The organism is Nonomuraea typhae, from assembly GCF_009760925.1.
Taxonomy (GTDB): Bacteria; Actinomycetota; Actinomycetes; order Streptosporangiales; family Streptosporangiaceae; genus Nonomuraea; species Nonomuraea typhae.
This window is the reverse complement of the sequence record NZ_VRLV01000005.1, coordinates 374,279-400,551: the sequence shown is the minus strand read 5'-3', so window position 1 is coordinate 400,551 and position 26,273 is coordinate 374,279. Positions and strand designations below refer to the sequence as shown.

22 protein-coding genes are annotated in these 26,273 nt (G+C 70.4%); 9 read left to right on the top strand and 13 right to left on the bottom strand.

Going from position 1 to position 26,273, the window contains the following annotated elements; all coding sequences use genetic code 11:
• Positions 1-10 precede the first annotated feature (10 nt).
• Complete coding sequence (locus FVE25_RS21305; RefSeq protein ID WP_157248754.1) at positions 11-733, top strand: hypothetical protein; 723 nt, start codon at positions 11-13, stop codon at positions 731-733.
• Here FVE25_RS21305 and FVE25_RS56345 read toward each other — a convergent pair.
• Positions 720-3,173, bottom strand: coding sequence for a protein kinase domain-containing protein (locus FVE25_RS56345; RefSeq protein WP_157248753.1), 2,454 nt, complete (start codon positions 3,171-3,173; stop codon positions 720-722). The genes FVE25_RS21305 and FVE25_RS56345 overlap by 14 nt on opposite strands.
• Positions 3,174-3,311: 138 nt before the next feature.
• Here FVE25_RS56345 and FVE25_RS21295 point away from each other — a divergent pair, with 138 nt between their 5' ends.
• Entirely contained in the window at positions 3,312-3,968 is a 657-nt protein-coding gene (locus FVE25_RS21295) for a hypothetical protein (RefSeq protein ID WP_157248752.1), read from the top strand.
• A gap of 50 nt (positions 3,969-4,018) precedes the next feature.
• On the opposite strand, the gene FVE25_RS21290 is transcribed toward FVE25_RS21295, so the two are convergent.
• Positions 4,019-4,651 carry a response regulator gene (locus tag FVE25_RS21290; RefSeq protein ID WP_157248751.1) on the bottom strand — a complete coding sequence of 211 codons (633 nt, stop codon included), beginning with the start codon at positions 4,649-4,651 and terminating at the stop codon, positions 4,019-4,021.
• Complete coding sequence (locus tag FVE25_RS21285; protein ID WP_219825595.1) at positions 4,648-5,763, bottom strand: GAF domain-containing sensor histidine kinase; 1,116 nt, start codon at positions 5,761-5,763, stop codon at positions 4,648-4,650. Before FVE25_RS21285 ends, FVE25_RS21290 begins: the two co-directional genes overlap by 4 nt.
• A 93-nt stretch (positions 5,764-5,856) precedes the next feature.
• Here FVE25_RS21285 and FVE25_RS21280 point away from each other — a divergent pair, with 93 nt between their 5' ends.
• The 4 genes from FVE25_RS21280 to serB all read left to right on the top strand — a co-directional run bounded on the left by FVE25_RS21280 (position 5,857) and on the right by serB (position 9,626).
• A complete protein-coding gene (locus FVE25_RS21280; protein ID WP_157248750.1) occupies positions 5,857-6,513 on the top strand; it encodes an SDR family NAD(P)-dependent oxidoreductase in 657 nt (218 codons plus the stop codon).
• Positions 6,510-7,661 carry an S-adenosylmethionine:tRNA ribosyltransferase-isomerase gene (locus FVE25_RS21275; protein ID WP_246267250.1) on the top strand — a complete coding sequence of 384 codons (1,152 nt, stop codon included), beginning with the start codon at positions 6,510-6,512 and terminating at the stop codon, positions 7,659-7,661. Before FVE25_RS21280 ends, FVE25_RS21275 begins: the two co-directional genes overlap by 4 nt.
• A gap of 90 nt (positions 7,662-7,751) precedes the next feature.
• Positions 7,752-8,300: a DUF11 domain-containing protein gene (locus tag FVE25_RS21270; protein ID WP_157248749.1), complete on the top strand. Its 549-nt coding sequence runs from the start codon at positions 7,752-7,754 to the stop codon at positions 8,298-8,300.
• A gap of 105 nt (positions 8,301-8,405) precedes the next feature.
• Positions 8,406-9,626 (top strand): phosphoserine phosphatase SerB, encoded by a 1,221-nt coding sequence (serB, locus tag FVE25_RS21265; RefSeq protein ID WP_157248748.1) that lies wholly within the window; start codon positions 8,406-8,408, stop codon positions 9,624-9,626.
• 243 nt (positions 9,627-9,869) lie between these two features.
• Here the strand turns inward: serB and FVE25_RS56340 are convergent, their stop codons facing one another.
• The 5 genes from FVE25_RS56340 to FVE25_RS21240 all read right to left on the bottom strand — a co-directional run bounded on the left by FVE25_RS56340 (position 9,870) and on the right by FVE25_RS21240 (position 16,620).
• On the bottom strand, positions 9,870-12,029 hold the full coding sequence (locus FVE25_RS56340) for an FUSC family protein (RefSeq protein WP_157248747.1): 2,160 nt from the start codon (positions 12,027-12,029) through the stop codon (positions 9,870-9,872).
• 85 nt (positions 12,030-12,114) lie between these two features.
• Positions 12,115-12,582 (bottom strand): SixA phosphatase family protein, encoded by a 468-nt coding sequence (locus FVE25_RS21255; RefSeq protein ID WP_246267248.1) that lies wholly within the window; start codon positions 12,580-12,582, stop codon positions 12,115-12,117.
• Positions 12,583-13,022: 440 nt separating this feature from the next.
• Positions 13,023-15,299 (bottom strand): sodium-translocating pyrophosphatase, encoded by a 2,277-nt coding sequence (locus FVE25_RS21250; protein ID WP_157248746.1) that lies wholly within the window; start codon positions 15,297-15,299, stop codon positions 13,023-13,025.
• A gap of 539 nt (positions 15,300-15,838) precedes the next feature.
• Positions 15,839-16,267 (bottom strand): ATP-binding protein, encoded by a 429-nt coding sequence (locus tag FVE25_RS21245; RefSeq protein ID WP_157248745.1) that lies wholly within the window; start codon positions 16,265-16,267, stop codon positions 15,839-15,841.
• Positions 16,268-16,269: 2 nt separating this feature from the next.
• Positions 16,270-16,620, bottom strand: coding sequence for an STAS domain-containing protein (locus FVE25_RS21240; protein WP_043629845.1), 351 nt, complete (start codon positions 16,618-16,620; stop codon positions 16,270-16,272).
• Positions 16,621-17,029: 409 nt separating this feature from the next.
• Here FVE25_RS21240 and FVE25_RS21235 point away from each other — a divergent pair, with 409 nt between their 5' ends.
• Positions 17,030-19,516 carry a DEAD/DEAH box helicase gene (locus FVE25_RS21235; protein ID WP_246267247.1) on the top strand — a complete coding sequence of 829 codons (2,487 nt, stop codon included), beginning with the start codon at positions 17,030-17,032 and terminating at the stop codon, positions 19,514-19,516.
• Positions 19,517-20,008: 492 nt separating this feature from the next.
• On the opposite strand, the gene FVE25_RS21230 is transcribed toward FVE25_RS21235, so the two are convergent.
• On the bottom strand, positions 20,009-22,324 hold the full coding sequence (locus FVE25_RS21230; RefSeq protein WP_157248744.1) for a hypothetical protein: 2,316 nt from the start codon (positions 22,322-22,324) through the stop codon (positions 20,009-20,011).
• Positions 22,325-22,813: 489 nt separating this feature from the next.
• Between FVE25_RS21230 and FVE25_RS21225 the strand changes: the two genes are divergently transcribed.
• Positions 22,814-23,389 carry a GNAT family N-acetyltransferase gene (locus FVE25_RS21225; RefSeq protein WP_157248743.1) on the top strand — a complete coding sequence of 192 codons (576 nt, stop codon included), beginning with the start codon at positions 22,814-22,816 and terminating at the stop codon, positions 23,387-23,389.
• Between the two features lie 167 nt (positions 23,390-23,556).
• The gene (locus FVE25_RS21220; protein ID WP_157248742.1) at positions 23,557-23,823 is read left to right on the top strand and encodes a hypothetical protein; all 267 of its coding nucleotides are present in this window, start codon (positions 23,557-23,559) and stop codon (positions 23,821-23,823) included.
• A gap of 194 nt (positions 23,824-24,017) precedes the next feature.
• On the opposite strand, the gene FVE25_RS21215 is transcribed toward FVE25_RS21220, so the two are convergent.
• From FVE25_RS21215 to FVE25_RS21200, 4 genes are all read right to left on the bottom strand, one after another.
• Positions 24,018-24,377, bottom strand: a complete 360-nt coding sequence (locus tag FVE25_RS21215; RefSeq protein WP_157248741.1) for an Rv3654c family TadE-like protein — start codon at positions 24,375-24,377, stop codon at positions 24,018-24,020.
• Positions 24,378-24,438: 61 nt separating this feature from the next.
• Positions 24,439-24,867, bottom strand: a complete 429-nt coding sequence (locus FVE25_RS21210; RefSeq protein ID WP_157248740.1) for a TadE family type IV pilus minor pilin — start codon at positions 24,865-24,867, stop codon at positions 24,439-24,441.
• Entirely contained in the window at positions 24,864-25,205 is a 342-nt protein-coding gene (locus FVE25_RS56335) for a DUF4244 domain-containing protein (protein ID WP_157248739.1), read from the bottom strand. Before FVE25_RS56335 ends, FVE25_RS21210 begins: the two co-directional genes overlap by 4 nt.
• A gap of 208 nt (positions 25,206-25,413) precedes the next feature.
• Positions 25,414-26,046 (bottom strand): type II secretion system F family protein, encoded by a 633-nt coding sequence (locus FVE25_RS21200; protein WP_246267245.1) that lies wholly within the window; start codon positions 26,044-26,046, stop codon positions 25,414-25,416.
• Between the last annotated feature and the right edge of the window lie 227 nt (positions 26,047-26,273).

Sequence of the window (26,273 nt, the reverse complement as noted above, 5' to 3'; positions counted from 1 at the left end):
TCGTGGATCAGTGCCCGCTGAATCCCTTGTCTCCCCCACACTCGTGGCCTGGGGCAACGCCTGGCTCCTCGGCCACGTGACCTTCGACGAGGTCATCGACCAGGTCAGGTCCGTCGCAGGACCCACCATGGTCGACGACGCGCCCATCACCGCGCGCCTCGTCGACCTGCGCCTGACGCAGGGCCTTCGCGAGGTACGGCTGGCGTTGCCCGCCCCCGGCGACCCTCTGGGCCTGTCGGGGCCGCCCGAGTTCAACGCCGCCGCGCTCGACGCCGGGCAGGGCGTCATCTGCGTGCTCGCCGACCGCAACGTGGGCCTCGTGCCGGCGCCCGACCTGCGCGGCTCCTCCTACGAGGGCACCGCGTTCACCACCTATCCCGCCGGGGCCGTCCGCGCCGACCTGCCCTCGTTGTCCGAGGCGGAACGCGACCTGACCGACGCCATGCGCGCGGCCACCGAGGCGCTCAGCGGCGTCGAAGGCCCCGGCCAGGCCCACCCGGGACGTCTCGAGGCCGGCGGCGAACTCGCCCCCGGCTACCCCGCCCGCGCCCACCGCGTCTCCGTCCTGGCCGCGCGCCTGTCCCTGATCGTCCGGCTGGCCGACGAGGACGTCGGCCTGACCTCCGGCCAGATGGCCACCCGCGCCGAAGCCCTGCGTCAGCTCGACCGCGCGATACGGCGGGCCATCGTGGCCGCCCACCACGCGATCTTCGAGCCCCTCAGGAGCCAGTGAGCCGCCACAGCCGGATCTGCTTGTCCTTGCCCGCGGTGACGATGGCCGGCCGACCCGACATCGTCACCACCGCCACCAGCAGCACGCCCTTCTTGTGCGCCTTGACCGGCTTGCCGAGAGGTTTGCGGGTCTTGGCGTCCCACAGCCGCATCGTCCCGTCGGTGCTCCCCGACAACAGCACCACCCGCTCACCCACCACGCCGAACGACAGCGAGTAAACGATCTTCTTGTGGCCGGTCAGCGGCTTGCCGATCGACTTGCCGCTCTTCGGATCCCACAGCCGGATCTTGTTGTCCTTGCCCCCCGACGCCACCACCGGCCGCCCGTCGAGCGCGCCCATGGCGATCGCGTAGACACCCTTCGTGTGTCCCTTGTACGGCTTGCCGTACTTCTTGCGCTTGGCCAGATCCCACAGGCGCAGCGTCTTGTCCTCGCTGGCCGAGACCGCGACCACCCGAGCACCGACCCGGCCCACGCCCAGCCAGTTCACCGACCTGCCGTGGGCCCGGACGGTCTTGCCGGTCGCGCGTTTCTTGCCCAGGTCCCAGAACTTCAGGTAGCCCCTGGCGTCGCCGGTCGCCGCGATCCACTTGCCGCCCGCCTTGCCGATGGCGGCGGCGTAGACGGAGTCGTCGTGGTAGCCGAGGATCTTGCCCTTCCTGGTTTTCAGGTTCCACAGGCGCACCGTGCCGTCGTAGCCGCCCGACAGCGCCATCGGGGTCTTGCCGATCGTCACACAGGCGACGGCGTAGACCTCCTGGCTGTGGCCTTTGAGCTTGGCCACGTACTTGTGGTCTTTGGCGTTCCAGATGCGCAGCTGGCCGTCCTGGCCGCCGGACACGAGCATCAGCTTGCCGCCGATGGTGATGGCCGAGACGGTTTGCACGGCTTTGGTGTGGCCCTTGAGGGGCTTGCCGTCTTGCTTGCCCAGGGTGAGGGGCTGGGTTACCGGCGGGGTGGGGGTTGGGGTCGGGACGGGGGTGGGGGTCGGTGTCGGGGTCGGGGTCGGGGTCGGGGGTGGGCTCGGGGTGATGGAGGTGGTCACGTCGGCCGCGGTCGGGCGGTCGGGTTTCTCGGAGGCGAACAGCCTCGGGACCACGACCAGGAGGGTCGCGCTCATGGCCAGGGCCACGACCAGGGCGGCGGCCACCAGGCCGGTGCGGGTGCGCTTGGCCGGGGTGGCGGGCTGGGGGACGTCCCTGAAGAAGGCGTCGTTGTCGCCCTGGCGCGGCTGGAAGCCCGGGGGTCGGGCGGGCTGCCGGTAGGGATGCGGCCCCGCCGGAGCGGCCGGGGGCGGCTGACCGTAGCCGGGTGGAGCGTAGCCAGGCTGAGCGGGGCCTTGCTGGGGGTGGCCGGGCTGGGGGTGGCCGGGCTGGGGGTGGCCGGGCTGGGGGTGGCCGGGCTGGGGGTGGCCGGGGCCGGGGTGGCTGGGGCCGGGGTGGGCGTGGGGCTGAGCGTGGCCGGGGTGGGGTGGTGGGAGTGGCCGGCCGTACTCGCCTGAGGGGTTGGCCCAGGCGGTCGGCGGGGTGGCGGGGTGCGGCGGGATGGAGGGCGGGTCGGCGGCCACCTGGGAGCCGGTGGTGAGAGCCACGTCGGCGTCGTGGATCGGGCCCTGGTTCTCCAGCAGGGCGAAGAGGGTGTCGGGGGCCGTGGGCCGGTCTTCCGCGCGTTTGCGCAGGCAGGCGGCGACGATGGGGCGGAGGTTGTCGGGCAGGGCGGAGAGGTCGGGCTCCTCGTTCATCACCCGGTAGATGACGGCCGGGAGGCTGTCCTGGCCGAACGCGGGCCGGCCGGTGGCGGCGAAGGTCATGGTCAGGGCCCAGCTGAACATGTCGCTGGGCGGGCCGACGCGGGCGCCGGAGACCTGCTCGGGTGACATGTACGCGGGGGTGCCGACGACGCCGCTGCTGATCGTGATGGCCGAGTCGAGTGCCCTGGCGATGCCGAAGTCGATGACCCGGGGGCCGTCGCTGCCGATGAGCACGTTGCTGGGCTTGAAGTCGCGGTGCACGATGCCCGCGCGGTGGATGGCGGCCAGCGCGGTGACGGTGCCGACGGCCAGCCGGTACAGGGCGCCGCCGGCGCGTGGCCCTTCTGACTGCACCACCCGCTGGAGGGAGACGCCATCGACGAGTTCGCTGACGATGTACGGGGCGTCGCCGTCCATGTTGGCGCCGAGGACCTGCGCGGTGCAGAACTGGGCGACCCGGCGGGCGGCGGCGACTTCGCGCATGAAACGTTCGCCGTCGATGCCCGGTTGGTCCAGCCGGGTGTTGAGCAATTTGATCGCCACGAGCTGACCGCCGGGCGCCTCGGCTTTGAAGACCACCCCCTGGGCGCCCTTGCCCAGCCGTCCCAGAAGCCGATAGTTCCCTAATGAAACCGGATCACCCGGCTGTAAAGGGTGTGTATCCGGCACGTGTCCTCCCCCTTCGTGCATCACAGGGTGACCAGCCACCCTAATCCCCCGCAAGCCCCAGCAGATCACGAAAGATCATCACTCTTTGCTGGATATTGCCCCTGGGCAATAATCAGCCCGACAATCGGGGATTTCCAGCACCGTAGGGGGAAGCCGCCCATGCGCAAGACTCTCAGCACGCTCTTAGGCGTCAGCCTGGCCACCGCCGGAACGCTGACCGCCGTCACCCAGCCCGCCCAAGCCGCCGCTCCGGTCACCACCACGACCGTCGTCCAGCAGGCGGGCGAGCCGTACTCCAAGTTCAAGGTCAGCGTCTCCCACACCAAACGCACCAAGCGCGGCGGAAAGATCCTCTACAAGATCCGCGCCAAGAACCTCGGCCCCCACTACGCCGACTACTTCTGGATCGGCGGCCAGGTTCCCAAGGGCGTGGTCCCGACCCTGCGCTGGGGCGGAGCCAAGGGCACCAAGTGCACCTGGGAGGGGCGCTGGTTCTGGTGCTGGGGCAAGTACGCGCTCGAGGTCGGCGACACCGAGTGGCTCAACTTCCAGGTGACCATGAAGCGGAACACCAAGGGCGTCGCCGTGGCCAAGCTGGGCGTGGTGGCCTTCGACGTCCCGCTGGGCGCCGAGCGCCTGGACGAGGAGGAGCTTGAGCGCATCGGGATCAAGGGCTGGAGGTGGCTCAAGACGGCCAAGACCAGCGTCGTCTGGCCGCCCAAGCGCCCCACCCGCGGATGGACCCCGCCGCCGGTCGTCAAGGAGTACAACCCGCCGGCCGTGAAGGAAGAGTCCAACAAGAAGAAGGACACCTGATCCGCTGAGCCGGCCGGGCGCCTGCTCCGGCGCCCGGCCGCCTTTGCCCTTCAGGCGAGACCGTGGCGGACGGCGTAGAGGGCGGCCTGAGTGCGGTCCTGGACGCCGAGTTTCATCAGCACGTTGGAGACGTGGGTCTTGACCGTCTTCTCCGCGACCGCCAGCGACCGGGCGATCTCCCGGTTGGAACGGCCGGCCGCGATCAGCGCCAGCACCTCGCGCTCGCGTTCGGTCAACTGGACCGGGCCGGGAACCTGGGGCGCGAGGGCGGCGCCGGCCGCGGCGGTCATCATGGCCTCGGCCGCCTCCGGCGCCAGTAGGACCTGGCCGCCGTGGACCGCGCGCACCGCCTGCACGAGCGCCGACGGGTCCACGTCCTTGTAGAGGAACCCGGCGGCGCCGGCGCGCATCGCCGGGGCGACGTCGGAGCGGTCGCTGACCGAGGTGAGCACGACCACCCGGGTCGGTGCGCCGCTCAGCTGCTCCAGAGCGCCCAGGCCGTCCAGCACCGGCATCTTGAGGTCCAGGAGAAGGACGTCCGGCTCGAGCTCCGCGACCAGGTCCACAGCCTCGCGGCCGTCGCCGGCCTCGCCCACGACCGTGATGTCCTCCTGCAGATCGAGGAACGTGCGCAGCCCCTGGCGCACCACCGGATGGTCGTCGGCGATCAGCACCTTGATCAAATTTCCACCTCCACCAGGACCGTGGTCCCCTGGTCGCGGGCCGAGGTGACGGTCAGGGAGCCGCCCACCGACTCGGCCCGATCCTTCATGGACGCCAGCCCCAGCCCCCGGGAGCCGGCCTGGTCGAAGCCGCTGCCGTCGTCGGCCACCGACAGCGACAGCTTGCCGTCCGAGTACGCCAGCCGTACCCAGACCTGACGGGCGCCGGCGTGGCGCAGGGCGTTGTGCAGGGCCTCCTGCGCCACCCGCAGCACGACGACCTCGACCGCCGGGTCCAGCGGCGGCAGTCCGTCGCAGTCGAAGCTGATCTGCGCGGCCTGGAGGCGGTCGAGCATGCGCACGTGCTTGCGCAGCGTCTCGGACAGGCCGTGCCGGTCGAGGTCGGCCGGCCGCAGCTCGATGATGACCGCGCGCAGCTCGGCCAGCGCCTCGCCGGCCAGCATCTGGACGCGGTCGAGCTCGGCGGCGGCCTTGTCGGGGGCGGTGTGCAGCATCGTCGCGGCGGCCTGGGCGGTCAGGCGCAGCGAGAACAGCTTCTGGGTGACCGCGTCGTGCAGCTCGCGGGCCATGCGGTTGCGCTCCTCGACCAGCGCCAGCTCGCGGCCCTGCTCATACAGCCGGGCGTTGATGAGCGCGATGGCCGCGTGCGCGGCGAACAACGTCAGCAGGTCCTGGTCCTCCTGCGTGAAGCCGCCGGGCGTGCGCTTGTTGGCCAGGAAGATGATGCCGAGGATCTGCTCGCCGTCGCGGATGGGGACGCCCAGGAAGTCCTTCATGACCGGATGCGCCTTCGGCCACCACTCGAACCGCGGATCCGTGCGCAGGTCGGGCAGCCGGGCCGGGGTCCCCTCGCGGAGCATCGCGCCGAGCATGCCGTGCTGGCGGGGCAGCGGCCCGATCGCCTCCCACTGCCGGTCGGTCAGCCCCTCGGCGACGAACTCGGCGAACGACCCCTCCTCGTCGGGCACGCCGAGCGCCGCGTAACGGGCGTCGAGCAGCCGCTGCGCGGAGCGCACGATCACCTGCAGCACCTCGCGAACCGACAGGTGCCGGGTCACCGCCAGCACGGCCGTGCTCACGGCCTGCAGGATCTCGTCGCGATCGGGGGTCACCCGACCACTCTATGGTCCTAGGTCGATGTGCCCAGTCCCGGGCAGGACTTCAGCCCGATGTACGGCGGGCCGCCCCTTTTTACCGTCGTGGACATGACGAACACCGCACTCATCACCGGCGCTTCCCGCGGTCTCGGCCTCGCCCTCGCGAGGTCCCTGGCAGGTGCGGGATGGAATCTCGTCCTCACCGCCCGCGGGGCCGAGGACCTGGAGAAGGTCGCGGCCGAGCTGGGCGCCACCGCGATCCCCGGCGACGTGGCCGACGCCGCGCACCGCGAACGGCTGGCCACGGCCGTGCCCACGCTCGACCTGCTGGTCAACAACGCCAGCGGGCTCGGGGCGACCCCGCTGCCCAAGATCGCCGGGTACCCGCTGGAGGCGTTCCGCGTGCTCCTGGAGACCAACGTGATCGCCCCGCTCTCCCTCATCCAGGCGACGATCCCGGCCGTGCGGGCGGCGCGGGGAGCGATCGTGAACATCACCTCCGACGCCGCCACCGGGGCCTACGAGGGGTGGGGCGGCTACGGGGCCACCAAGGCGGCGCTGGAGCAGCTGTCGAACGTCCTGGCCGCCGAGGAGCCCGACGTGGCCGTCTGGTGGGCGGACCCGGGCGAGATGAACACCCGGATGCTGGCCGACGCCGTGGGGGCCGAGGAGGCGGCGGGGGCGGCCGATCCGGAGGACGTGGCGCGGGCGCTGCACGAACTCATCGAGCGTCGTCCGGCCAGTGGCCGGGTGAGCCTGCAATGACGGCGACCCTGCATGGTGACGCCTCCGGGCCGCACGTGTCTGCAGAGCCGGGGAAGCCCGGGGTGGGGCCGGAGGGGGCATCCGGCTTCACGGCGCCCGGCTCCACGATGCCCGATCTCGCGGCGCCCGATCTCGCGGCGCCCGGATCCGCGGTGCTCGACTTCGCGGTGCCCGAGGAGTTGGAGGCTCACGCGCCGCCGGAGTCCCGGGGGGTGCCGCGGGACGGGGTACGCCTCCTGGTCAGCAGGGGTGGCGAGCACAGCCATCACCGCTTCCACGACCTGCCCGCTCAGCTGGACCCCGGCGACCTCATCGTGGTCAACAACTCGGGCACGCTTCCTGCCGCCGTGCGGCTGGACCGGCTGGCCGTGCACTTCTCCACCGCCCGGGAGGACGGGACCTGGCTGGTGGAGCTGCGCCGCCGTACCGCGAAGGGCTCGGCGCCCTACGGTGGCGGCGCGCCCGGCGAGTGGCTGCCGCTCCCGGGGAACGCCACGCTGCAGCTCATCGAGCGCGAGACCCCGCGGCTGTGGCGGGCCCGGCTGGACCAGAACGTCGAGAAGTACCTGGCCAGGAAGGGCGTCCCGATCCGCTACTCCTACGTGGAGCGGGACTGGCCGCTGGCCGACTACCAGACGGTGTTCGGGACCGTCCCGGGCAGCGCGGAGATGCCGAGCGCCGGGCGGCCGTTCACGGCGGAGCTGGTGACCGCGCTGGTGTCCAGGGGCGTCCGGGTGGCGCCGATCACCCTGCACACCGGGGTCGCCTCGCCCGAGCACGACGAGCCGCCGTACGCCGAGCGGTACGACGTGCCCGAGCACACGGCCCGCCTGGTCAACCTGACCCGGCGCGACGGCGGCCGGGTGGTGGCAGTGGGCACCACCGTGGTCAGGGCCCTGGAATCGGCGGTGGGCCCGGGCGGCCTGGTCCACGCCGCGGCCGGCTGGACGACGCACCTGGTCACCCCGCGCACGCCGCCGCGGGCGGCCACCGCGCTGATCACTGGTTTTCACGAGCCGCGATCCAGCCACCTGCTCATGCTGACCGCGTTCGCGGGCCACGAGGCGCTCACGGACGCCTACGCACAGGCGCTGAAGGAGAGGTATCTGTGGCACGAGTTTGGCGATGTCCACCTGATAATGAAATAAAGTACTTTGCATAGATTTTGCTCACGTGATAGGAAAAGCCGACATTTGTCGGGGGCCTAATCGCGTCCCTCATCCTCACGGAGCACCTGAATGCCGAAGTCCATCACGAAGGCCGCAGCCTTCACTCTCATTGCGGGCGCCCTGATCCTGCCGGCCGTCCCCGCCTCCGCCTCCGCCACCGCGGCCGTCAAGGCGAGCGCGGACGAGCCGTACTCCGTCATGAAGACCACCATCACGGCGCCCAAGACGGTGAAGCGCGGCGGCAAGATCACCTACCGGATCAAGGTTCTCAACACCGGGCCGCACCAGGCCGACGCCTACTGGCTCGGCGGCAAGCTGCCCAAGGGCATCACGGGCAAGATCTACTACGGCGGGCCCAAGGGCACCAAGTGCGAGACCGACACGGTCGAGTTCTGGTGCTGGGGCCCGTGGGAGCTGGCCAAGGGCGACGTCGACTGGCTCGGCATCGAGGTCACCCTGAAGAAGACCACCAAGGGCGTCGCCACCGCCGAACTCGGCGCGCTGGTCTACGACGTGCCGATCGGCATGGAGAACCTGGACAAGGAAGAGATCGACCGGATCGGCGGCTACGAGCGCTGGTTCTACGGCAAGAAGGTCAAGACCAAGATCGCGGGCTGACCCGCGGGCGCGGACGCGGAACCCCGGACCCGGTGTCCGGGGTTCACTGTCCGAATGATGGGCCTGGTGAGCAAGCAGCCGCGCGCGCCCAGTAGCGTGGCTCAAGTGGACCAGCGCACCCTCCTGATCACGCTCACCGGCCCGGACCGGCCCGGTGTCACGAGTCGCCTGTTCTCCGTCCTGGCCGGCTTTCCGGTCACCGTCTCCGATATCGAGCAGGTCGTCATCCGCGGCCGGCTCACCCTGGGCGTCCTCGTCGCCTACGTGGGCGGCCCCTCCACCGGGACCGGCAGCACCCTGGGCGCCATGTGGACGGCCGTCGAACGCGTCGCGGAAGACCTGGGGCTGGAGGTCGAGCTCTCCACCGGCTCCCTCACCAAGGAGCAGCGCCGCCGCGGCCGCCTGTCCGTCAGCGTGCTCGGCCCCTCGCTCCCCCCGGCCGCGATCGCCGGAATCGCCGGAAAGATCGCCGCCGCCGGAGCCAACATCGACCGCATCGAACGCCTGGCCCAATGGCCGGTCACCTGTATCGAGCTGTCCGTCTCCGGCGCCGACCCCGACGCGCTCCGCGTCGAACTGGCCGCCGAGGCGGCCGCCCAGCAGGTGGACGTGGCCGTCCAGCGCACCGGCCTGTCCCGGCGGGCCAAGCGCCTCATCGTCATGGACGTGGACTCCACCCTCATCCAGGGCGAGGTCATCGAACTCCTGGCCGCCCACGCGGGCTGCCTGGACGAGGTCGCCCGCGTCACCGAAGAGGCGATGCGTGGCGAACTGGACTTCGCCGAATCCCTGCGCCGCCGCGTCGCGCTGCTGGAGGGCCTGCCCGCGTCCGTCTTCGACCAGGTCCGCCAGGAGGTCGTCCTGACCGCGGGCGCCCGGACCCTGGTCCGGACCCTGAAGCGCCTGGACTACCGATTCGCGATCGTCAGCGGCGGGTTCACCCAGATCACCGACTCGCTGGTGGCCGAACTCGGCATCGACTACTCCGCCGCGAACGTCCTCGAGGTCGTCGACGGCCACCTGACCGGCCGCGTCACCGGCGACATCGTCGACCGCCCCGGCAAGGCCAGGGCCCTGGAGCGCTTCGCCATGGAGGCGGGCCTGCCCATCAGCCAGACGGTGGCCATCGGCGACGGGGCCAACGACCTCGACATGATCGCCGTCGCGGGGCTGGGCATCGCCTTCAACGCCAAGCCCGTGGTCCGCCAAGCCGCCGACACCGCGGTCAACAGCCCGTACCTGGACGCGATCCTGTACCTCCTGGGCATCTCCCGCGACGAGGTCGAGGCCGCCGACGCCGAGGACCTTCTTGCCCCTATGGGCTGACTGCTTTTTATTTACGGCGGGGCCGCCGCTCCCACCTCCCGCCGCCGTGAGTTACCGCCGATCGTCGGGCGCTTCTCACGTCGGACGTGGTCCTCACCGCTACGACGCACGTTTCCCGGCCGGTCCGGATTGGCGGCCGGAGGGGTGTGCGGGTGGTGGGATGGCGGCGGCCGCTCCCGGCTTGGGCACCTGGGTAGGTCGTGGTCGGTCGCTCCCGGCTTGGGTGCCGGGGTAGGCCGTTGGTCAGTCGCGGGCGGTGGTGAGGGCTCTGGTCAAGGACAGGGCGTCGTCTGTCAGGGTGCGGAGCGCGGGGTGTGCGGCAACGGCGTGACGCAACGCCCGCCGTACCGCGGAAGGCCCATCCCCAGCCGCCTCACCATCACCCCGTTCCACCCGGCCGACCTTGTCACCCGCCCGGCCGGCCCCCTCACTCCCGGAGCCGTCCACCCGGCCGGCTCCCTCACGCGGTGGGGCTCCTTGGCCCGCGGCCTCGCCCATCAGTTCGTCGACCCGTTCCCCCGCTTCCTCCAGCAGGGCGTCCAGGCCGTCCCCGTCTGTCCGGGGTGGCTGGGTGTTGTCGCGGACGGCGCGGGCGGTCGTGGACAGGCGGTCGGCCACCGTGTCCAGGACAGCGGTGGTGGCGTCCGAGCCCGCCTCGGAGCCGCGCAGCACGGCGGCCAGCAGCAGCGCGTCGTCCCGGAGTTTCCTGGACAGCGTGACGGCCTCCCGGAGTTCCGGCGGGGCCTTGCCGTTCGGCTCCTTGTCCAGCCGGTCGAGGGCGTCGCGGAGGCGGTCGGCGGACTGGCCGGCGGCTTCGGTGCGGTCGGGCATGGCGTCGAGGTCGCGCTCGGCCAGGGTGCGGATCATGGCGGCGTGGCCGCGCAGGAGGTCTCTGGCCAGGAGGTTCAGGTGGCCGGCGCCGCCTCGGGGCCACAGGACGCGGGCGGCTGCCAGGGCCAGGATGCCGCCGCCCGCGGTCATCAGCAGGCGGGTCCCGGCGGCCTGCCAGTCGATGCGGGTCGAGAAGTCGGTCAGCAGGAGCGCCAGCGGCGTGGCGAACACCGACCAGTACCCGTAGCTGACCTGCCGCAGCGCGAAGCCGAGGGTGGCGAAGACGAGCACGGTGGCCACGATCGTGTACTCGCTGGGCACCGCCCCGAGCACCAGCGCGGCCACCCCGGCGCCCAGGACGGTCCCGGCCACTCGGAGCACGACGCGGTCCACGGTGTCGCCATAGGTCGGGCGCAGCCCGATCAGCACGGTGAACACGAACCACTTGCCGTAGTGCTCGTGCACCCCGACCATCAACGCCATCGCGACGGCGGCGGCGATGCCGAGGCGGCCGGCGTGCTCGGGCGCGTTCCCTGCGGTGAGTTGCCAGGTGAAGCGGGGCAGCCGCGCGGGCGCCTTCACCCCTTCGCTGGCCAGCAGCCCGACGGTCCGGACGGCGACGGCGATCCGGTCCAGGCACCGCCGTACCTGGCCGAGCAGCGCGATCGTGCGCAGCGATTCCGGGTCGGACAGGTCGCGGGCGCGCAGGCGGGAGATGTGCTCGGCGAACCCGGCCAGCGCCGCCAGCGCGACCGGCACGCCCACGACGCTGCCCGCGGCCACCTGCCGCAGCGCGGCCGACAGCGCCTCGACGACCTTGTCGATCTCCTGCCGTTCGGCGCCCGCCTGGGCCCGGAGGGAGCGCAGCGCCACGGTCTCGTGGAAGATCCGCACGAGGGTCAGCACGTAGGCGTCGGGAGAGCGGTCGCCGCCCTCGTCGCTGTGGTAGGCGGCCGAGGCGGTGGCGGCGGCGTCCAGGGCCTGTGAGCCGTGCTCGCGCCGCTCGGCCCACTCCTCCTCGGGCAGGTCGAATCCGTCGAGCATGCCCGCCATGGCGTCCACGGCGGCGTCCAGCGCGTCCTTCAGCGGGTCGAGCCGGCGCACCGGCCACGCGGCCAGCGCCAGCACGCAGTACCCCAGCCCGCCGAGCCCGACCATGAGCGCACCGTCGAACCCCGCCGGAGACAGCACGTAGAAGCCGATGACCGTGGCCAGGACCGGCGGCAGGCCCACGGTCTGCCACTGCCCTCCGGCCGCCGCGACGAGCCCGACCACGCCGACGGCCCACCACGGATGGGGTGCGACGAGGGTCCCGGCCCAGAACCCGGCCGCGATGAGCCCCACCTTGATCGCCAGGTTCCTGGCACGCTGTCCGTACGGCTTGCCGTACGTGTCACCAAATGCCGTGAAATACGCACCCAGAGCGGCCAGTCCGCCGGCATGCGACGCCCCCACGGCCGCGCCCACGACCAGCGGCAACGCGATCGCCACCCCGCACAGCAGCCCATAGCCCCAAGGCGGCCGCGCGGGCAGTTCGAACCCGCGCCGCAGCGAACGAAGCGTCCCCCGCATGGATGCGTGCCCCCGGTCCGGCGGCGCGGCCCACGCTCCCGGACCCGCCGCATGCTGTGCTGGTGACGGCGCGGCGCCCGTGCCCCTACGCCTGTTTGGGGTCCCAGTGCGTGACCAGGTTCCCCGCCCCTGGCCAGAGGTCTACCCACTCGGAGTCTGTCCGGATCACCGCGAACGAACCCGGCCGAAACCCGAACTCGCCGCCGGACAACCCCAGGGCCAGCTCGTGCACACCCGGATTGTGCCCGCACAGGACCATCGTGCGCGCCTCCGGATCCTGCAACCGGATCAACGCCAGCAGCTCGTCGGCATACGCCTCGTAGATGTCCCGCTCGAAGCTGATCTCCTGATCGGGGAAGGCCAGCTCGGCGGTGCGCCGCGTCCGCAACGCCGGTGAACACAACACCACGTCCGGCCGGTGCCCCAGCGCCCGGAGCTCATCGCCCACCCGCTGGGCGTCCCGCTCACCCCGCTCCGTCAACGGCCGCTCCCGATCGGCCAGCCCCGGCACCTGAGCGGCCTTCGCATGCCGCAACACGATCAGCGTCCGCACCGGTTCACCCCCTCGACGCCCACACGGCCATGGCGACCAACAGTCCCAGGATCACCACCATGGCCAAGAGGATCAAGACCAGCGTTCGGCCGCCGTTGGGCCGGTTCTCTTCCACCGGCCCAGTTTCCCACCCGACCCGCCCGCCCCTTCACCCGAGACCATCGGGTCCGAGTCCGGGCGCGCCGGACCAGAGCCTGCCCGCCCCCCTCAGACCGGCCCTCCGGGCCTGCCCCTCCTGTCCCTCCTGTCCCTCCTGTCCCTCCTGTCCAGCGTCCGGGACCGCTGGGCAACGTGCGTTGTGGCGGCGAGGACCACGTCCGACGTGAGAAGCGCCCGGCGATCGGCGCCCGCCCACGGCGGCGGGAGGTGGGGGCGGCGGCTTCGCCGTAAAGGAAGAAGGGCACCCACCGAAGCGGATGCCCTTCGACTGCGAGAAGTGACTACGAACCCACTGAAGCCGGGTTGCGGTCGTTGGCGGGCTCGACGGTTACCGAGCGGCGCTTGCTGATGATGATGGCGATCACGATCACCAGCACCGCGACCGCCGGCACGCCGATGCGCACCAGCAGATTGTCCGCGTACAGGACCACCGCCGGGGCCACCAGCAGCGCCACCAGGTTCATGACCTTGATGAGCGGGTTGATGGCCGGGCCGGCCGTGTCCTTGAACGGGTCGCCGACCGTGTCGCCGATCACCGTGGCGGCGTGGGCCTCGGAGCCCTTGCCGCCGTGGTGGCCGTCCTCGACGAGCTTCTTGGCGTTGTCCCAGGCGCCGCCGGAGTTGGCCAGGAAGACCGCCATCAGCGTGCCGCAGGCGATGGCGCCGGCCAGGAACGCGCCCAGCGGCGCGTACCCCAGCGCGAAGCCGACCGCGATCGGGGTCATGACCGCGAGCAGGCCGGGCGTGGCCAGTTCGCGCAGCGAGTCGCGGGTGCAGATGTCGACGACGCGGCCGTACTCGGGCTTGACGGTGCCGTCCATGATGCCCGGGTTGTTGCGGAACTGGTCGCGGACCTCGAAGACCACGCGCATCGCCGCCCGGCCCACGGCCATGATCGCCAGGCCGGAGAACAGGAACACGACCGCGGCGCCGATGATCAGGCCGACGAGCACGTTCGGCTGGTCGATGTCGAGGCCGAAGCTGGCCGGGTTCGGGAGCTGGCCCTGCACGGCCGTCTTGAACGCGCCGAACAACGCCGTCGCCGCGAGCACCGCCGTCGCGATCGCGATGCCCTTGGTGATCGCCTTGGTGGTGTTGCCGACCGCGTCGAGGCTGGTCAGGACGCGGGCGCCCTCGCCCTCGACGTCGCCGGACATCTCGGCGATGCCCTGCGCGTTGTCGGAGACCGGGCCGAAGGTGTCCATGGAGACGATGACGCCGACCGTGGTCAGCAGGCCGGTGCCGGCCAGCGCGACCGCGAACAGCGCCACGGTCACGTTGCCGAAGCCCAGCAGGAACGCGCCGTAGACGGCGCCGCCGATGATCAGCGCCGAGTACACCGCGGACTCCAGGCCGACGCTGATGCCGGCCAGGATGACGGTCGCGGGACCGGTCACCGAGCTCTCGCCGATCTCCTTGACCGGACGGCGGTTCGTCTCGGTGAAGTAGCCGGTGAGCAGCTGGATCGCGCTGGCCAGCACGAGGCCGACGAGCACCGCGCCGATCGCGATGATGCGTGGGTCGGCGTCGGACTGCACGGCCGAGCCGCTCAGCCCGCTGAAGCTGCTGGGCAGGTACCAGAAGGCGGCCGCGGCCACGAGCACCGCGGAGATCGCGGCGGAGATGAAGAAGCTGCGGTTGATGGCCGCCATGCCGTTGCGGTCCTTGTCGCGCAGGCCGGTGACGAAGATGCCGATGATGGCGGTGACGACACCGATCATCGGCACGATGAGCGGGAAGATCAGTCCCTGCTCACCGAAGGCCACCTTGCCCAGGATGAGGCTCGCGACGAGCATGACCGCGTACGACTCGAACAGGTCGGCCGCCATGCCCGCGCAGTCGCCCACGTTGTCACCGACGTTGTCGGCGATGGTCGCGGCGTTGCGCGGGTCGTCCTCGGGAATGCCCTGCTCGACCTTGCCGACCAGGTCGGCGCCGACGTCCGCGGCCTTGGTGAAGATGCCGCCGCCGACGCGCATGAACATCGCCAGCAGCGCGGCGCCGAAGCCGAAGCCCTCGAGCACGCCAGGCGCGTCACCCTGGTAGAGCAGGACGACGACGGCCGCGCCCAGCAGGCCGAGGCCCACCGTGAACATGCCGGCCACACCACCGGTGCGGAAGGCGATCCGCATGGCGCGCTTCTCGCCGCTGGTGCGAGCGGCGGCGGCGACCCGCACGTTTCCGCGTACGGCCAGCCACATTCCCATGAATCCGGTCAATGCGGAGAACACCGCACCCACCACGAAGAAGATCGACCTGCCGATCTTCACGTCCGTCTCGCCGGGCAGGAACCACAGCAAGATGGGGATGAGAATGACGAAAATCGCGAGAGTTCTGAACTGCCGCTTCAGATAGGCGGCCGCTCCTTCTTGTACGGCACGCGCGATGTTCTGCATGCGCTCCGTGCCCTGGTCGGCCGCCAGCACCTCGCGGACGAGGCCGCCGGCGACGGCCAGTGCGATGAGTGCGACGGCGGCGACCACGACCACAATGGTCAGGTTGGTTCCGCTCAGGGTCAGATTCGACGCTGGCTCCAAGGCCAGGTAGTGCCCAAACATCCGTTCTCCTCGGCAAGACCGGTACGTCCTGCCCGGGCGGTGCTGCAAGGTTCTCGGTTGGTGCGGCACCATCCGGGTACTGGGTGCCGCTTCCGGTTGAGTCCGCAGTGTCGCCGGATCACCTTGGCCGGTGCCGGGAGTCTACGCAGCGCTTCCACGGATATGAAGGCTCTCGGGGCGGGCAATTAAGCGCGCGTCCAGTAAGCCCCAGACTGGGGCCCGATTTGGTGGGTGGCCGTGGGTATGTCCTGCGGTTTACGGGCATGACAAGTTCTTGAAAAGTGTTGTCCGAAACTGGGTTGCGCGTGACGGCGCCCCGACACCTGCGGGTGGGGCTCCGCGGCTCCGCCGTACCCGACCTGTTCCCCGTTCGTGCGCACATGTTCCTGCGCCCAGCATTCCCGCGCACAGCTTTCCCGCGCACAGCTTTCCTGCGCCCAGCTTTCCCGCGCACATGACAGGAGCCGCGCCGCTGTGAGCGGCGCGGCTGTCAGGAAAGTCGTCCCGTCAGGAGGCTTTCAGGGAGCCTTCAGGGGCCTTCAAGGGGTACGGCCGTTGAGCGAGGCCGGCCAGCTCATGCGGATCCGCATGCCCTTCGGACTGGGGAAGACCTCCACGTCGTCGGCCAGGCCCGCGATCACCGCGATGCCGAAGCCGGACATGAACGAGTCGGAGAGCGCGCCCAGGTCGACCGGCTGCTCCTGCTGGATCTCGTCGCTCGGGGCCTGGTCGCTGACCGTCACCTCGAAGCGGCCGGAATCGTCGCGCAACTCGATGCGGATCGGCTCTCCCGGGCAGTGGGCGCGATGCGCCTCCACCGCCCGGGAGCACGCTTCACCGACGGCCAGCCTGACCTCGTCAAGCAGCGACTCCTCCACACCGGTGCGCCGGGCGATCGCGGTCGCGACCAGCCTCGCCGTCCGCACGTGCGCGGGCAGGGCGCTGAACGTCAGCTCGACGGTAGCCATGGCTACTTGTCTTTGCCGTGAGCTTCCTTGGCCTCGTCCACCGAAGCGTAGATCCCGAAGACCTTGGTCAGACCGGTGATCCGGAAGATCTTGAGGATGCGCTCCTGCGTGCAGACCAGTTCGAGCGATCCATCGTGCGCACGAACTCGCTTGAGCCCGCCGACGAGGACGCCAAGGCCGGTCGAGTCGAGGAAATCGACCTTCTCCATGTTCACGAGAAGGTGGAAGTTGCCCTTGTTGACCAGGTCGATCAGCAGCTCACGCAATCTCGGCGCGGTGTAGACATCGATCTCACCTTCGACCTCCACGATGGTGAGTCGGTCCTCGGTGCGGTGATCCAACTTCAGATCCACAGATCCTCCAGCGCCTCGCCTGCGAAAGTACCCTTGCGGGCCTGGCAGTCTGGAGCGGGGCTCCCGACCGTCGGACCCTGACGCGCGGCATTCAACCATGCGTCTGGCTTGTGTCTATACGAAATCACGATTCCCGGCGACTTTGCCCACGGATGCCAGACTGGAAACAGTGACTTCCTCCGCTTCCTCCCCACACCGGCCAGGTCCACTCCTCGGCCACCTGCTCGGCGTTCCCGCACGTCATGAGCGCGTCACCCATGTGGAGCATGTTCCAGCACGTCAGGCGGGTCAAGTGGGATGGCCCAAATGGGTTCCGGAACTCCTGGTTACGCGCTTGGCGAACCACGGCGTGAACGGCCTGTGGCCGCACCAGCTCGAAGCCGCTGACCTGGCGTACCGTGGCCGAAACGTGATCATTTCCACAGGGACGGCGTCGGGGAAGTCGCTCGCTTACCTCACTCCGGCGATCACGGCATGTCTCGGCGGAGGCACTGTTCTGTACCTCACGCCGACCAAGGCGCTGGCCGCCGACCAGCTCCGCTCGCTGCGCGAACTGCGCATCTCCGCGGTACGGCCGGCCACCTTCGACGGCGACACCCCCTTCGAGGAACGCACCTGGGTCCGCCAGCACGCCAACTACGTCCTCACGAACCCGGACATGCTCCACCGCGGCATCCTGCCCCGCCACTCCCAATGGTCGGCCTTCTTCCGCCGCCTGCGCATGATCGTCGTGGACGAGTGCCACGGGTACCGCGGCGTCTTCGGCTCCCACGTGGCCCAGATCCTGCGCCGCCTGCGCCGGGTGTGCTCCCGGTACGGCTCCGCCCCCGTGTACATGCTGGCCTCCGCCACCGCCAGCGAGCCCGCCGCGTTCGGGATGCGCCTGACGGGCCTTGAGATGGACGAGGTGACCTTGGACGCCTCGCCCAAGGGTTCGACCACGTTCGCCCTCTGGGAGCCGCCTCTGACGGATCTGCGGGGCGAGGGAGGGGCGCCGATCCGCCGCACGGCCACCGCCGAGACCGCCGACCTCCTGGCCGACCTGGTCCTCGCGGACGTGCGCACCCTCGCCTTCGTCCGCAGCCGCAGAGGTGCCGAGACGGTGGCGCTCTCGGCCCGCGCCAAACTCGCCGACGTGGCCGCCGCCCTCCCCTACGGCGCCCACCTCGGCCCCCTCCCCGGCGCCCCCGTCCCCCACCCGGCCCTCCCGGGAGACGCCGCCCCCCACCCCTCCACGGGTACGGCAGGCGACCCTCCCCCGGATTCCGGCCCCCCGGACACCGGTACAGCCCCCGCCGACCCGCCAGGCGCAACCCCCGCAGACCTGGGCGCCCTCGCGGTTGACGCTGACGCCCTCGCGGTTGAGGCTGACGCCCTCGCGGTTGACGCTGACGGCCTCAAGGCCGAACCTGCCGACCCCGCAGCCGTGCCCCCCGCCGAGCCAGGGGACGCAACCGCCCACCTTCAGGCCGAGCCCACCACCCACCTTCAGGCCGAGCCCACCACCGATCCCACCGACGTGACCAAAACGACGACCGGCCCGCCCTCCGACGCGGAGCCCGACTGGGCCGGCTTGCCGGACAAGGTGGCCGCCTACCGGGCCGGTTACCTCTCGGAGGACCGGCGCCTGCTGGAGAAGGCCCTCCGGTCGGGCACCCTGATGGGCCTGGCCACCACGAACGCCCTGGAACTGGGCGTGGACGTCTCCGGCCTGGACGCCGTACTGATCGCCGGCTGGCCGGGCACCAGGGCGTCCCTGTGGCAGCAGGCGGGCCGGGCGGGCCGTGACGGCAAGGAGTCGCTGGCCGTGCTGATCGCCCGGGACGACCCTCTGGACACCTACATCGTCCACCACCCGGAGGCCCTGTTCGGCCGCCCGGTGGAGGCGATCGTCCTGGACCCGGACAACCCGTATGTCCTGGGCCCCCACCTCTGCGCCGCCGCCGCGGAGATCCCGCTGACCGAGGACGACCTCCCGACATTCGGCGACACCACCGCCGACGTCCTGGACGACTTGGTCACCGACGGCCTCCTGCGCAGACGCGCCGCCGGCTGGTTCTGGACCCGCCGCGAACGCGCCACCGACCTGGCCGACATCCGCGGCGGCGGCGGAGCCCCCGTCCAGGTCGTGGAGTCCACGACCGGCCGCCTCCTGGGCACCGTGGACGAGCCGTCTGCCCACACCACCGTCCACACCGGCGCCGTCTACCTCCACCAGGGCGAGACCTTCCTGGTGGAGGAGCTGGACCTGGACGCCGGAGTAGCCCTGGTGGGCGCCGCCGAGCCCGACTACTCGACCTTCGCCCGCGACATCACCGAGATCCGCGTCCTGAAGTCCCTCCGCACCGCCCCTCTGGGCTGCGGCACCCTGACCTTCGGCGAGGTGGAGGTGACCCGGCAGGTCGTCTCCTACATGAAACGCCGCCTCCAGACCGGCGAAATGCTGGGAGACGAGCCACTCGACCTGCCCCCGCGCACCCTCCGCACCAGAGCCGTCTGGTGGACCCTCCCCGCCGACACCATCGCCACCCTGGCGGAGGAGGGCTTCGACCTGGGCGGCGCCGCCCACGCGGCCGAACACGCCTCCATCGGCCTCCTCCCCCTCTTCGCCACCTGCGACCGCTGGGACATCGGCGGCGTCTCCACCGAACTCCACTTCGACACCGGCCTCCTCACCGTCTTCGTCTACGACGGCCACGAGGGCGGCGCCGGCTTCGCGGAACGCGGCTACTCCCGCGCCGCCGACTGGCTCACCGCCACCCGGGAGGCCATCCGCTCCTGCGAATGCGAACGCGGCTGCCCGTCCTGCATCCAGTCCCCGAAATGCGGCAACGGCAACGAACCCCTGAGCAAACGCGGCGCCCTCCGCCTCCTGGACACCCTCCTCAACCCTTGACCCCACCCCAACACCCGCCCCAACCCTTGACCCCGACGCCCTCCCCAACCCTTGCCCCCACCCCGACGCCCTCCTCAATCCGTGGCCTCACCCCGACGCCCTCTTCAACCCTTGACCCCACCTCGAAACACCGACAATCTCCGCCAGCCACCGACCAGCCCGCCCCCTCGCAAGGTTCCCCACGAAGGACGGGGCACAGGGCTCGTCCGCCCGCCGTACAAACATCAGGCAAGGCAGGATGATCAAGCACGTCAGGCAACAGCCCGAGCACTCATGATCGTTTTACTTCTCGGCCTCCGCGGTCATCCCAAGATGGCGGCTGCCCAGCAGGGCCAGCGCGTCCGCCGAGAACTGCCCGGCTCCGCCCGGTAGACGGCCAGTTGCTGGCCGGGGCTGGAGTTGACGCTCAGGGATTGGTAGCTCTGCCACTCCCACCCACACGAAGACGCCAGCCCCCGCTACACCTCACCCGCCGGACGACCGGATGCGCGGCTAACTTTCGGCACGCTCATCCGGGGTCCAGAAGTCGCCCGGCTGCGGACGCTCCCAGAACCCGCTGTCCTCCATCGCCCTGGGCGTGGGCGGAAGGTAGTCATCCCAACGATCCTCAAGACGTACGGCCGGCGCCGGCCTCGAAGGCTCGGCCACCTCGGTCACCGCCGAACTGGGGAGGGCGATGCGAAGCGGTTCCTGGCGAGCGGCGTCGGCCTGGTTCTGGGCACTGCGCATGTCATCGGCACTCACATACAACGGGAGAACCGCAGAAGGCCGATCCGGCCCGTGCTCGCGCTCTGACCCAGCCGCGCCCTGACCCGATCCGCCAGAAGCACGCGAGACGCCCGGAGCACTCGAGTCACCAGAGGCACGCGAGGCGTCGGGCGCACTCAAATCGCCGGGACCACTCGAGGCGGCAGGAGCGGGAACCTGAGCCGGAACCCGCGGACCGGCGGCATCCGGCTGATCCGGCACCCGAGACGAACCGCCCTGCACCTCACCGGAACTCCCCGATCCCCCCTGGACACGTCCTCGCCCCGAATCAGACTCCTGACCCCGGCCAGAGCCAGGCAGCTGCCCTTGGGCACGCGACCGTCCCGAGGCGTAGGGGTGACCGGCCCCCTCCAACCGCCCCGCGCCATCCAACCGGCCAGGGCCGTCCAGGTGACCAGCACCATGCACCTGACCAGCGCCATCGCGCCGACCCGCACCACCCGACGGACCAGCACGACGCGCCTGACCAGGACCACGCACCTGACCAGAGCCGCCCAGCCGACCCGAGCCTTGCACGTGACCGCTCGAGTCGTGCACCTGACCACCCGAGCCGTGCACCTGACCACCCGCGCCATCCAACCGGCCAGGGCCGTCCAGGTGACCAGCACCATGCAGCTGACCAGCGCCATCGCGCCGACCCGCGTCATTCCGTTGGCCAGAACCGTCCGCTCGGTCGCCGGTGCGCGGTTGACCGTGGATGTGCGGGTGGGAGGAGGGCATGGACTGTGGAGACTGGTCCGGCCTGGTGCGGGTCTTGGCTACGGCCAGCACCACGGCAGGACGGCGAGGCGCGGTCGCCGTCGGCGGAATGCTGTCACCGGCCTGTGGGGCGTCATGGGCGGCAGCGCGATAGACCGAACCTGAGGGACCCGGGGAACCTGGGGATGGCCTGGATGGTCCAGTGGCGGTGGCGAGGGAGCGGCGGCGGGCCCAAGCACCAAAGTGGGCGGCGAGCAGCAGAAGGACGAGCCCACCCGCGACATACAGCCCGTACTGCCCGACGTCCCCCAGAGGCGATTCGGAGGACTGGGCCTGCACCTGGCTGTCGGCGGGAGCAGACGTCTGCGACTCTTCCCGGCTGGGGGTGAGGGAGTCGTCGTCAGCGGTTGGGACGGGAAGGTTGCCGTCCTTGTCGGTTTCCGGCATCGCCGGGAGCTTGGTGTCGGTCTTAGGCGTGGTGACCTTGCGCGTGGGAGTCGCGACCTTGGGATCGGTCTTCTTCTTGCTGGTGTCGTTCGGGAGGGTGGGAAGGTTGTCGATGCCCTTCTTGGTGGTCTGCGGCTTCGCCGTGGGGGCGGCTCCCGCCTTCTTCGTCGTGGGCTTGGCGGCCGGCGGCGCAGGAACGTTCACATAGGCAGGCCCCGAGCTCCGAGACGCCAGCGAACCACCGTCCCCGTCGCCGCGAACCGCCTTGACCGTGAAACCGACCCGCTGCCCCGCCGCCTTGGGCGGAACCGACAACGTCGCCCGGCACGTCCCTCCGCCACACGCTTCGTCCACCGACATACGCCCCACGGTCCCCGACTGGGTGGTGGCGACCTCGTAGGTCTGCAGATCAGGCTCACTACCTCTGCTCCAGGTCACCACGACCTTCCCGGCACCCTGAAGGTTCGCATCCACACCGCTGGGGGGCGCGGCCGGGCGCCGGAGCTTGAAGGTGCGCGTCTCATAGGTGGTGCCCGTGATCTCGCCCTTGAGCGTGACGGTGAAGGTGCCATTAGGCGCGTCCCCGGCATCGAACGTGCCCGACAGGGTCTGACTGGCACCCCCGCCGGCAACCTTCTGCCGAGGTGTGGAGGGCCCCTCGACATACAGGCCCATGCTCAGCTGAGCCAACCGGGTACGAGCGGAGATGGAAACCGACCCACCGGTGATCACCTGGCCGTCTGAAGGCGAGGTGATCTGACCATCCCGCGCCCCGCCCACGTCACCCCACCGGACCTGCGCGCCGGCCGTACCACCACCGAGCGCCAGCGCACCGATCACGACCAGCGTGGCTGTCATCAGCCTGCCAACCACCGTCACGACGCATCCCTTCATCGAGAGCCTCGCGCCGCCTCTGGGACGGCCGGGAAGTGCCGGTCCCCCGGCGACCATAGCGACTGGAGTCACACCATTCCCAGACCTAGTTCTCAGTCGGCATGGACCGAGGGTAAGCGTGACCTTACGCGACATAGTCAACTCTTGGACACCGCGTCCAAGAAGTCGTAATTCGATCGCGACCTACCCCACCAGCCCCTCAATCACGACGAGTTTCACGACCTACAAGCACCAGCGATGGGCGCATGAACAGCACGACCTGCCGGAACTGTTCAACCAGCGGCCCTTCGCCCGGAAGCCCTCTCCGGGCAGCGCCGACGAGCACGCGGTGGACGCGGCCCGGCAGGCAACCGCCACGAACGAACTGATCGCTGCGGAGAGGATGCGACCGACGCGCCGCGATCTTCCCCGGGGATCATGGTGTGCCAATCACAAGGTCACGATCAGGGGCGAGTGCGCCAAGAGGCCGCATTCTATGATCATGGACTCATGAGCCAATTGCGCATGCTGTCTGCCACGGAAATCTCTTCGGAACGACTCCTGCTCCGCAAAACATTGCATGATGCCGACCGCGAAGGATTCGTCGAGCTCATGACCGATCCCGAGGTTCAGAAATACATCGGTGGCCCGCGGCCGCGGAGTGAGGTCGAGCAGCGCTTCGATGCCCTCATAACCGCCAACGCGACATCGAGTCCTGGCAACTATGTCATCGCGGACAACACGACGAACCAACTCATCGGAACATTGATGCTCGCCCGCCGATCGGCCGATAACCCCGGGCACATCACCCAGGATGGCGAGGAACTGGAACTGGGCTATGTACTGCGGCGCAGTGCATGGGGTGCAGGCTTCGCCTTCGAAGCCGCCACGGCCGCGCTGCGGGCCGCGGCGGACGAACTCCCTGCCCAACCGGTCGTGCTCGTGACCCAGACCGCGAACACACGATCTCTGGCACTCGCCGCCCGCCTGGGTTTCCGCCCCATCAGCACATTCGAGGAGTACGGCGCCGAGCAAACCCTCTGCACCGCTCCCCTGTTCATGTTCCGCAATCGAGCTGACACTTGATCACTGGAATAGTTTTTGCATATCCGTCTCAGTCGGCTTGAGGATCCTAGGGAGTCGGTTCGGAGTGGTTGGGAAAAGGTCCACCCGGGAGGACCATGGTTGGGACTTGGCGCAAACACCAAGGGGGCCATGTGGACGCGGCATCACTGGAACTAACCCGGCGAGCTGTGGATGAGTTGCTGGCCATCGTTCAGGGCTCTTCTCAAGACTTGACATGGCAGTCGCGCTACGAGAGCGAACAGGATCTCGTGCGCGACCTACGTGACCATGCCGGCCGGCTCGCGCGCGGGGACGTGAGCCGCTTGTCCGATCTTCGCTTCCTCCTTCTTCCGACAGGCGCGTTGTGTGAGATCGCGGCAAGCAGCGGATGGCTGGAACGCTACGTCTCGCTGGCGAACCGCCTGGACGCGTCCTCGGTGTGGCCCCCCACCTGACCCGCCCAGTGTGACGGTCATCCGGTTCACATGCTCCGCTCGCCCAAGCCTTAGGCAGAGTGCATGGCTCGGGGGCAGGATCGGCGCGGCGGGTAGCCGGTTGATGTGCCCCCTTGCCATGCCCCGGGGTCCGGTGGCCGGAAGGCGGTGCCGGACCGGGGCGGTCAGCTTGGCTGTGGGATTGGTTGTCGTGGTCAGCCGGTTGAGGTGATCCAGGAGGGGCCTGCTTTTGCCTGGCCGGTCAGGGTGCGTTTGCCCAGGCCGGGGATGGTGATGTCCACGGCGGTTCGGACTTCGGCCGTTTCTTCGGTGATGGTGCAGTGGGTCAGGCGGGCTGTGTTGGCCTGGGCTATCTCGTCGGCTCGGGCACAGGCTTGGTCGGGGGCGGCTATGGCCAGGCGGGCGGCTTCCAGGGCGCTCAGGTCGGCTGCGCTGTTCACACGGTGTCTTGCCACTCTTACGGAGCCGGCGGTGGTCAGGGCGATGGCCAGGCACATCAGGACTGTCATCACCGCGGCGGACCAGATCGTGGCTGAGCCTTGCTCGGCGTTCATCGTGGCATCGTCCTGGGGTGCTTCGTTGCACGTGTTGCCGCCTTGGGTGCGGCTTTCGCGGTCATCGTTCTGTGCCTGCGGTGGCGGAGGCGGTCACACGCATCGGGGGGAAGGAGTCGGACCAGGGTGGGCGCACGCGGAGGGTGATCTGGACCTTGGTCTGCTGCTGGGACTGGGTGATGCTGATCTCGGCTTCCGGTCGGGTGGCCGACTTGGCGGCTTCGCGGACTTGGTCCAGGGGTTCGCCTCTTGCTGCGGCTCTTGCGGCTGCTCTGGCGGCGTCCACGCATTCGAGATGGGCGCTCACTGACTGGATGAGCCAGAGGGAAACGGCTAGGACGATCATCAGGGCGGGAAGGGCTGCGGCGGTCTCCGCGGTGGCGAAGCCCCGGGAGGAGCCGGTGCGGAGGGCGGCGGCCCGCGCATGCGTTGGACGCCACCGGCCGCGGGTCACGCGGCCGAGTCGGGTCACGCGGCCGAGTCGGGTCACGCGGCCGAGTTGAGTGCTCGGTCGATCACGCCGGCCAGCGTGGCCTGGACCTCGGGGCTGTTGATGACCTTGAAGAGCAGGAGGGCGAAGGCTACCGCGGCCAGGGTGCCTACGGCGTACTCGGCCGTCGACATGCCTGCGTCGGGCCGGGTGGTCGTGCGGGTGGGCGGCCACCAGCGGCGGCAGTTGGCGTCCTTGGGGGACTGCTCGTCGGGGGGTGTGGGCTCGGGCTCCTCCGGGGATGCGGGGTGGTCGGCTGGCGGGTCGAAGGGGTCGGGTTCGGTTCGGGGTTTGGGTGGGGTGGCTGCGATGTCGTGCTGGATGGTCAGGGTGCTCATCGTGCCTCCTGGGGTTTGGCGCCGGGGCTTTGGCCGGTGCGGGAGTTCAAGGGTGGCCGAGGTGGGGTGGGGGGCGATCGGGCGAACGACGTTCTGTGGATGGGGCGGAGTGGAGGTGGTGGGGTTGTGGATTGGCCGGGAGGCGATGGAAGGGGCTGTGGATGGGGTGCGGCGGCCGATCGCGGCTGACGGGACCCGTCCCGGGGGGCTACGGCAGGACGATGGTCGAGGCCAGGCTGGCGATGACCGGGACGATGCCCAGGAGGACGAAGGCGGGAAGGAAGCACAGGCCAAGGGGGGCCACGGCCTTGACGGCCACGCGGCGGGCCGCGGTCAGGGAGGCGGCCTGGGCGGACTCGCGGGCGTCGTCGGCCAGCCGGGTGAGGACGTCGGCCACGGGTGCGCCGCTCAGGGCCGCTCTGGTCATGGCTCGGGCCAGGGCTGCGGTGGCGGGGTCGCGGGCCAGGTGAGCCCAGGTGGGTTCGGGGTCGGCGCCGAGGCGGAGTTGGGTGGCGACCCAGGTCAGGCGGGTTGCCAGGGGGCCGGGTAGGGCGTTCGCGGCGGTTTCGACGGCTGCGCCGACAGGGCGGCCGGCCAGGAGGCAGGCGACCATGAGGTCGGCGGCGAAGGGGAGGTCGGCGGCCATCTGGCGGCGTTCGCGCAGGACGGCCGGGGGTTCCTGCCTGGCGAGTACCCAGGCCGTGGCGACGGCGCTCAGGAGCCCGGCGATCATCCCTGCCACGCCCATGAAGACGAGGCCGGTGACCACACCCACGCATGCGGCGATCAGGAGAACTCGGCGGTCGGGCACCGGCAGGCGCACCGGCCCCAGGTGGAGCACGGAACCCGGTTGGGCGAGCGTCCCCAGGGGCGCAGGGCCCGGTCGTGCGCGTGACCCCGATTGCGCGGCGGACGGCCCTGCCGCGACAGGCGGCCATACCGTGGCGGACGGCCCTGCCGCGGCGTGCGACCCTGCCGCGGCGGCCGGCCGTGCCACTGCCTCAGGCCACACGGTCGTATCCCCATCCGGGTACAGCCGAGCCAACCGGCGGGCGGGTGTGTCAAAGG

Coding starts and splice junctions, on each gene's coding strand:
- FVE25_RS21215 (WP_157248741.1), bottom strand. CDS start 24,377: ATGAACGCCGAGCAAGGCTCAGCCACGATCTGGTCCGCCGCGGTGATG.
- FVE25_RS56345 (WP_157248753.1), bottom strand. CDS start 3,173: ATGCACGAAGGGGGAGGACACGTGCCGGATACACACCCTTTACAGCCG.
- FVE25_RS56335 (WP_157248739.1), bottom strand. CDS start 25,205: ATGAGCACCCTGACCATCCAGCACGACATCGCAGCCACCCCACCCAAA.
- FVE25_RS21230 (WP_157248744.1), bottom strand. CDS start 22,324: ATGAAGGGATGCGTCGTGACGGTGGTTGGCAGGCTGATGACAGCCACG.
- FVE25_RS21270 (WP_157248749.1), top strand. CDS start 7,752: ATGCCGAAGTCCATCACGAAGGCCGCAGCCTTCACTCTCATTGCGGGC.
- FVE25_RS21280 (WP_157248750.1), top strand. CDS start 5,857: ATGACGAACACCGCACTCATCACCGGCGCTTCCCGCGGTCTCGGCCTC.
- FVE25_RS21225 (WP_157248743.1), top strand. CDS start 22,814: ATGAGCCAATTGCGCATGCTGTCTGCCACGGAAATCTCTTCGGAACGA.
- FVE25_RS21295 (WP_157248752.1), top strand. CDS start 3,312: ATGCGCAAGACTCTCAGCACGCTCTTAGGCGTCAGCCTGGCCACCGCC.
- FVE25_RS21275 (WP_246267250.1), top strand. CDS start 6,510: ATGACGGCGACCCTGCATGGTGACGCCTCCGGGCCGCACGTGTCTGCA.
- FVE25_RS21245 (WP_157248745.1), bottom strand. CDS start 16,267: ATGGCTACCGTCGAGCTGACGTTCAGCGCCCTGCCCGCGCACGTGCGG.
- FVE25_RS21250 (WP_157248746.1), bottom strand. CDS start 15,299: ATGTTTGGGCACTACCTGGCCTTGGAGCCAGCGTCGAATCTGACCCTG.
- FVE25_RS56340 (WP_157248747.1), bottom strand. CDS start 12,029: ATGCGGGGGACGCTTCGTTCGCTGCGGCGCGGGTTCGAACTGCCCGCG.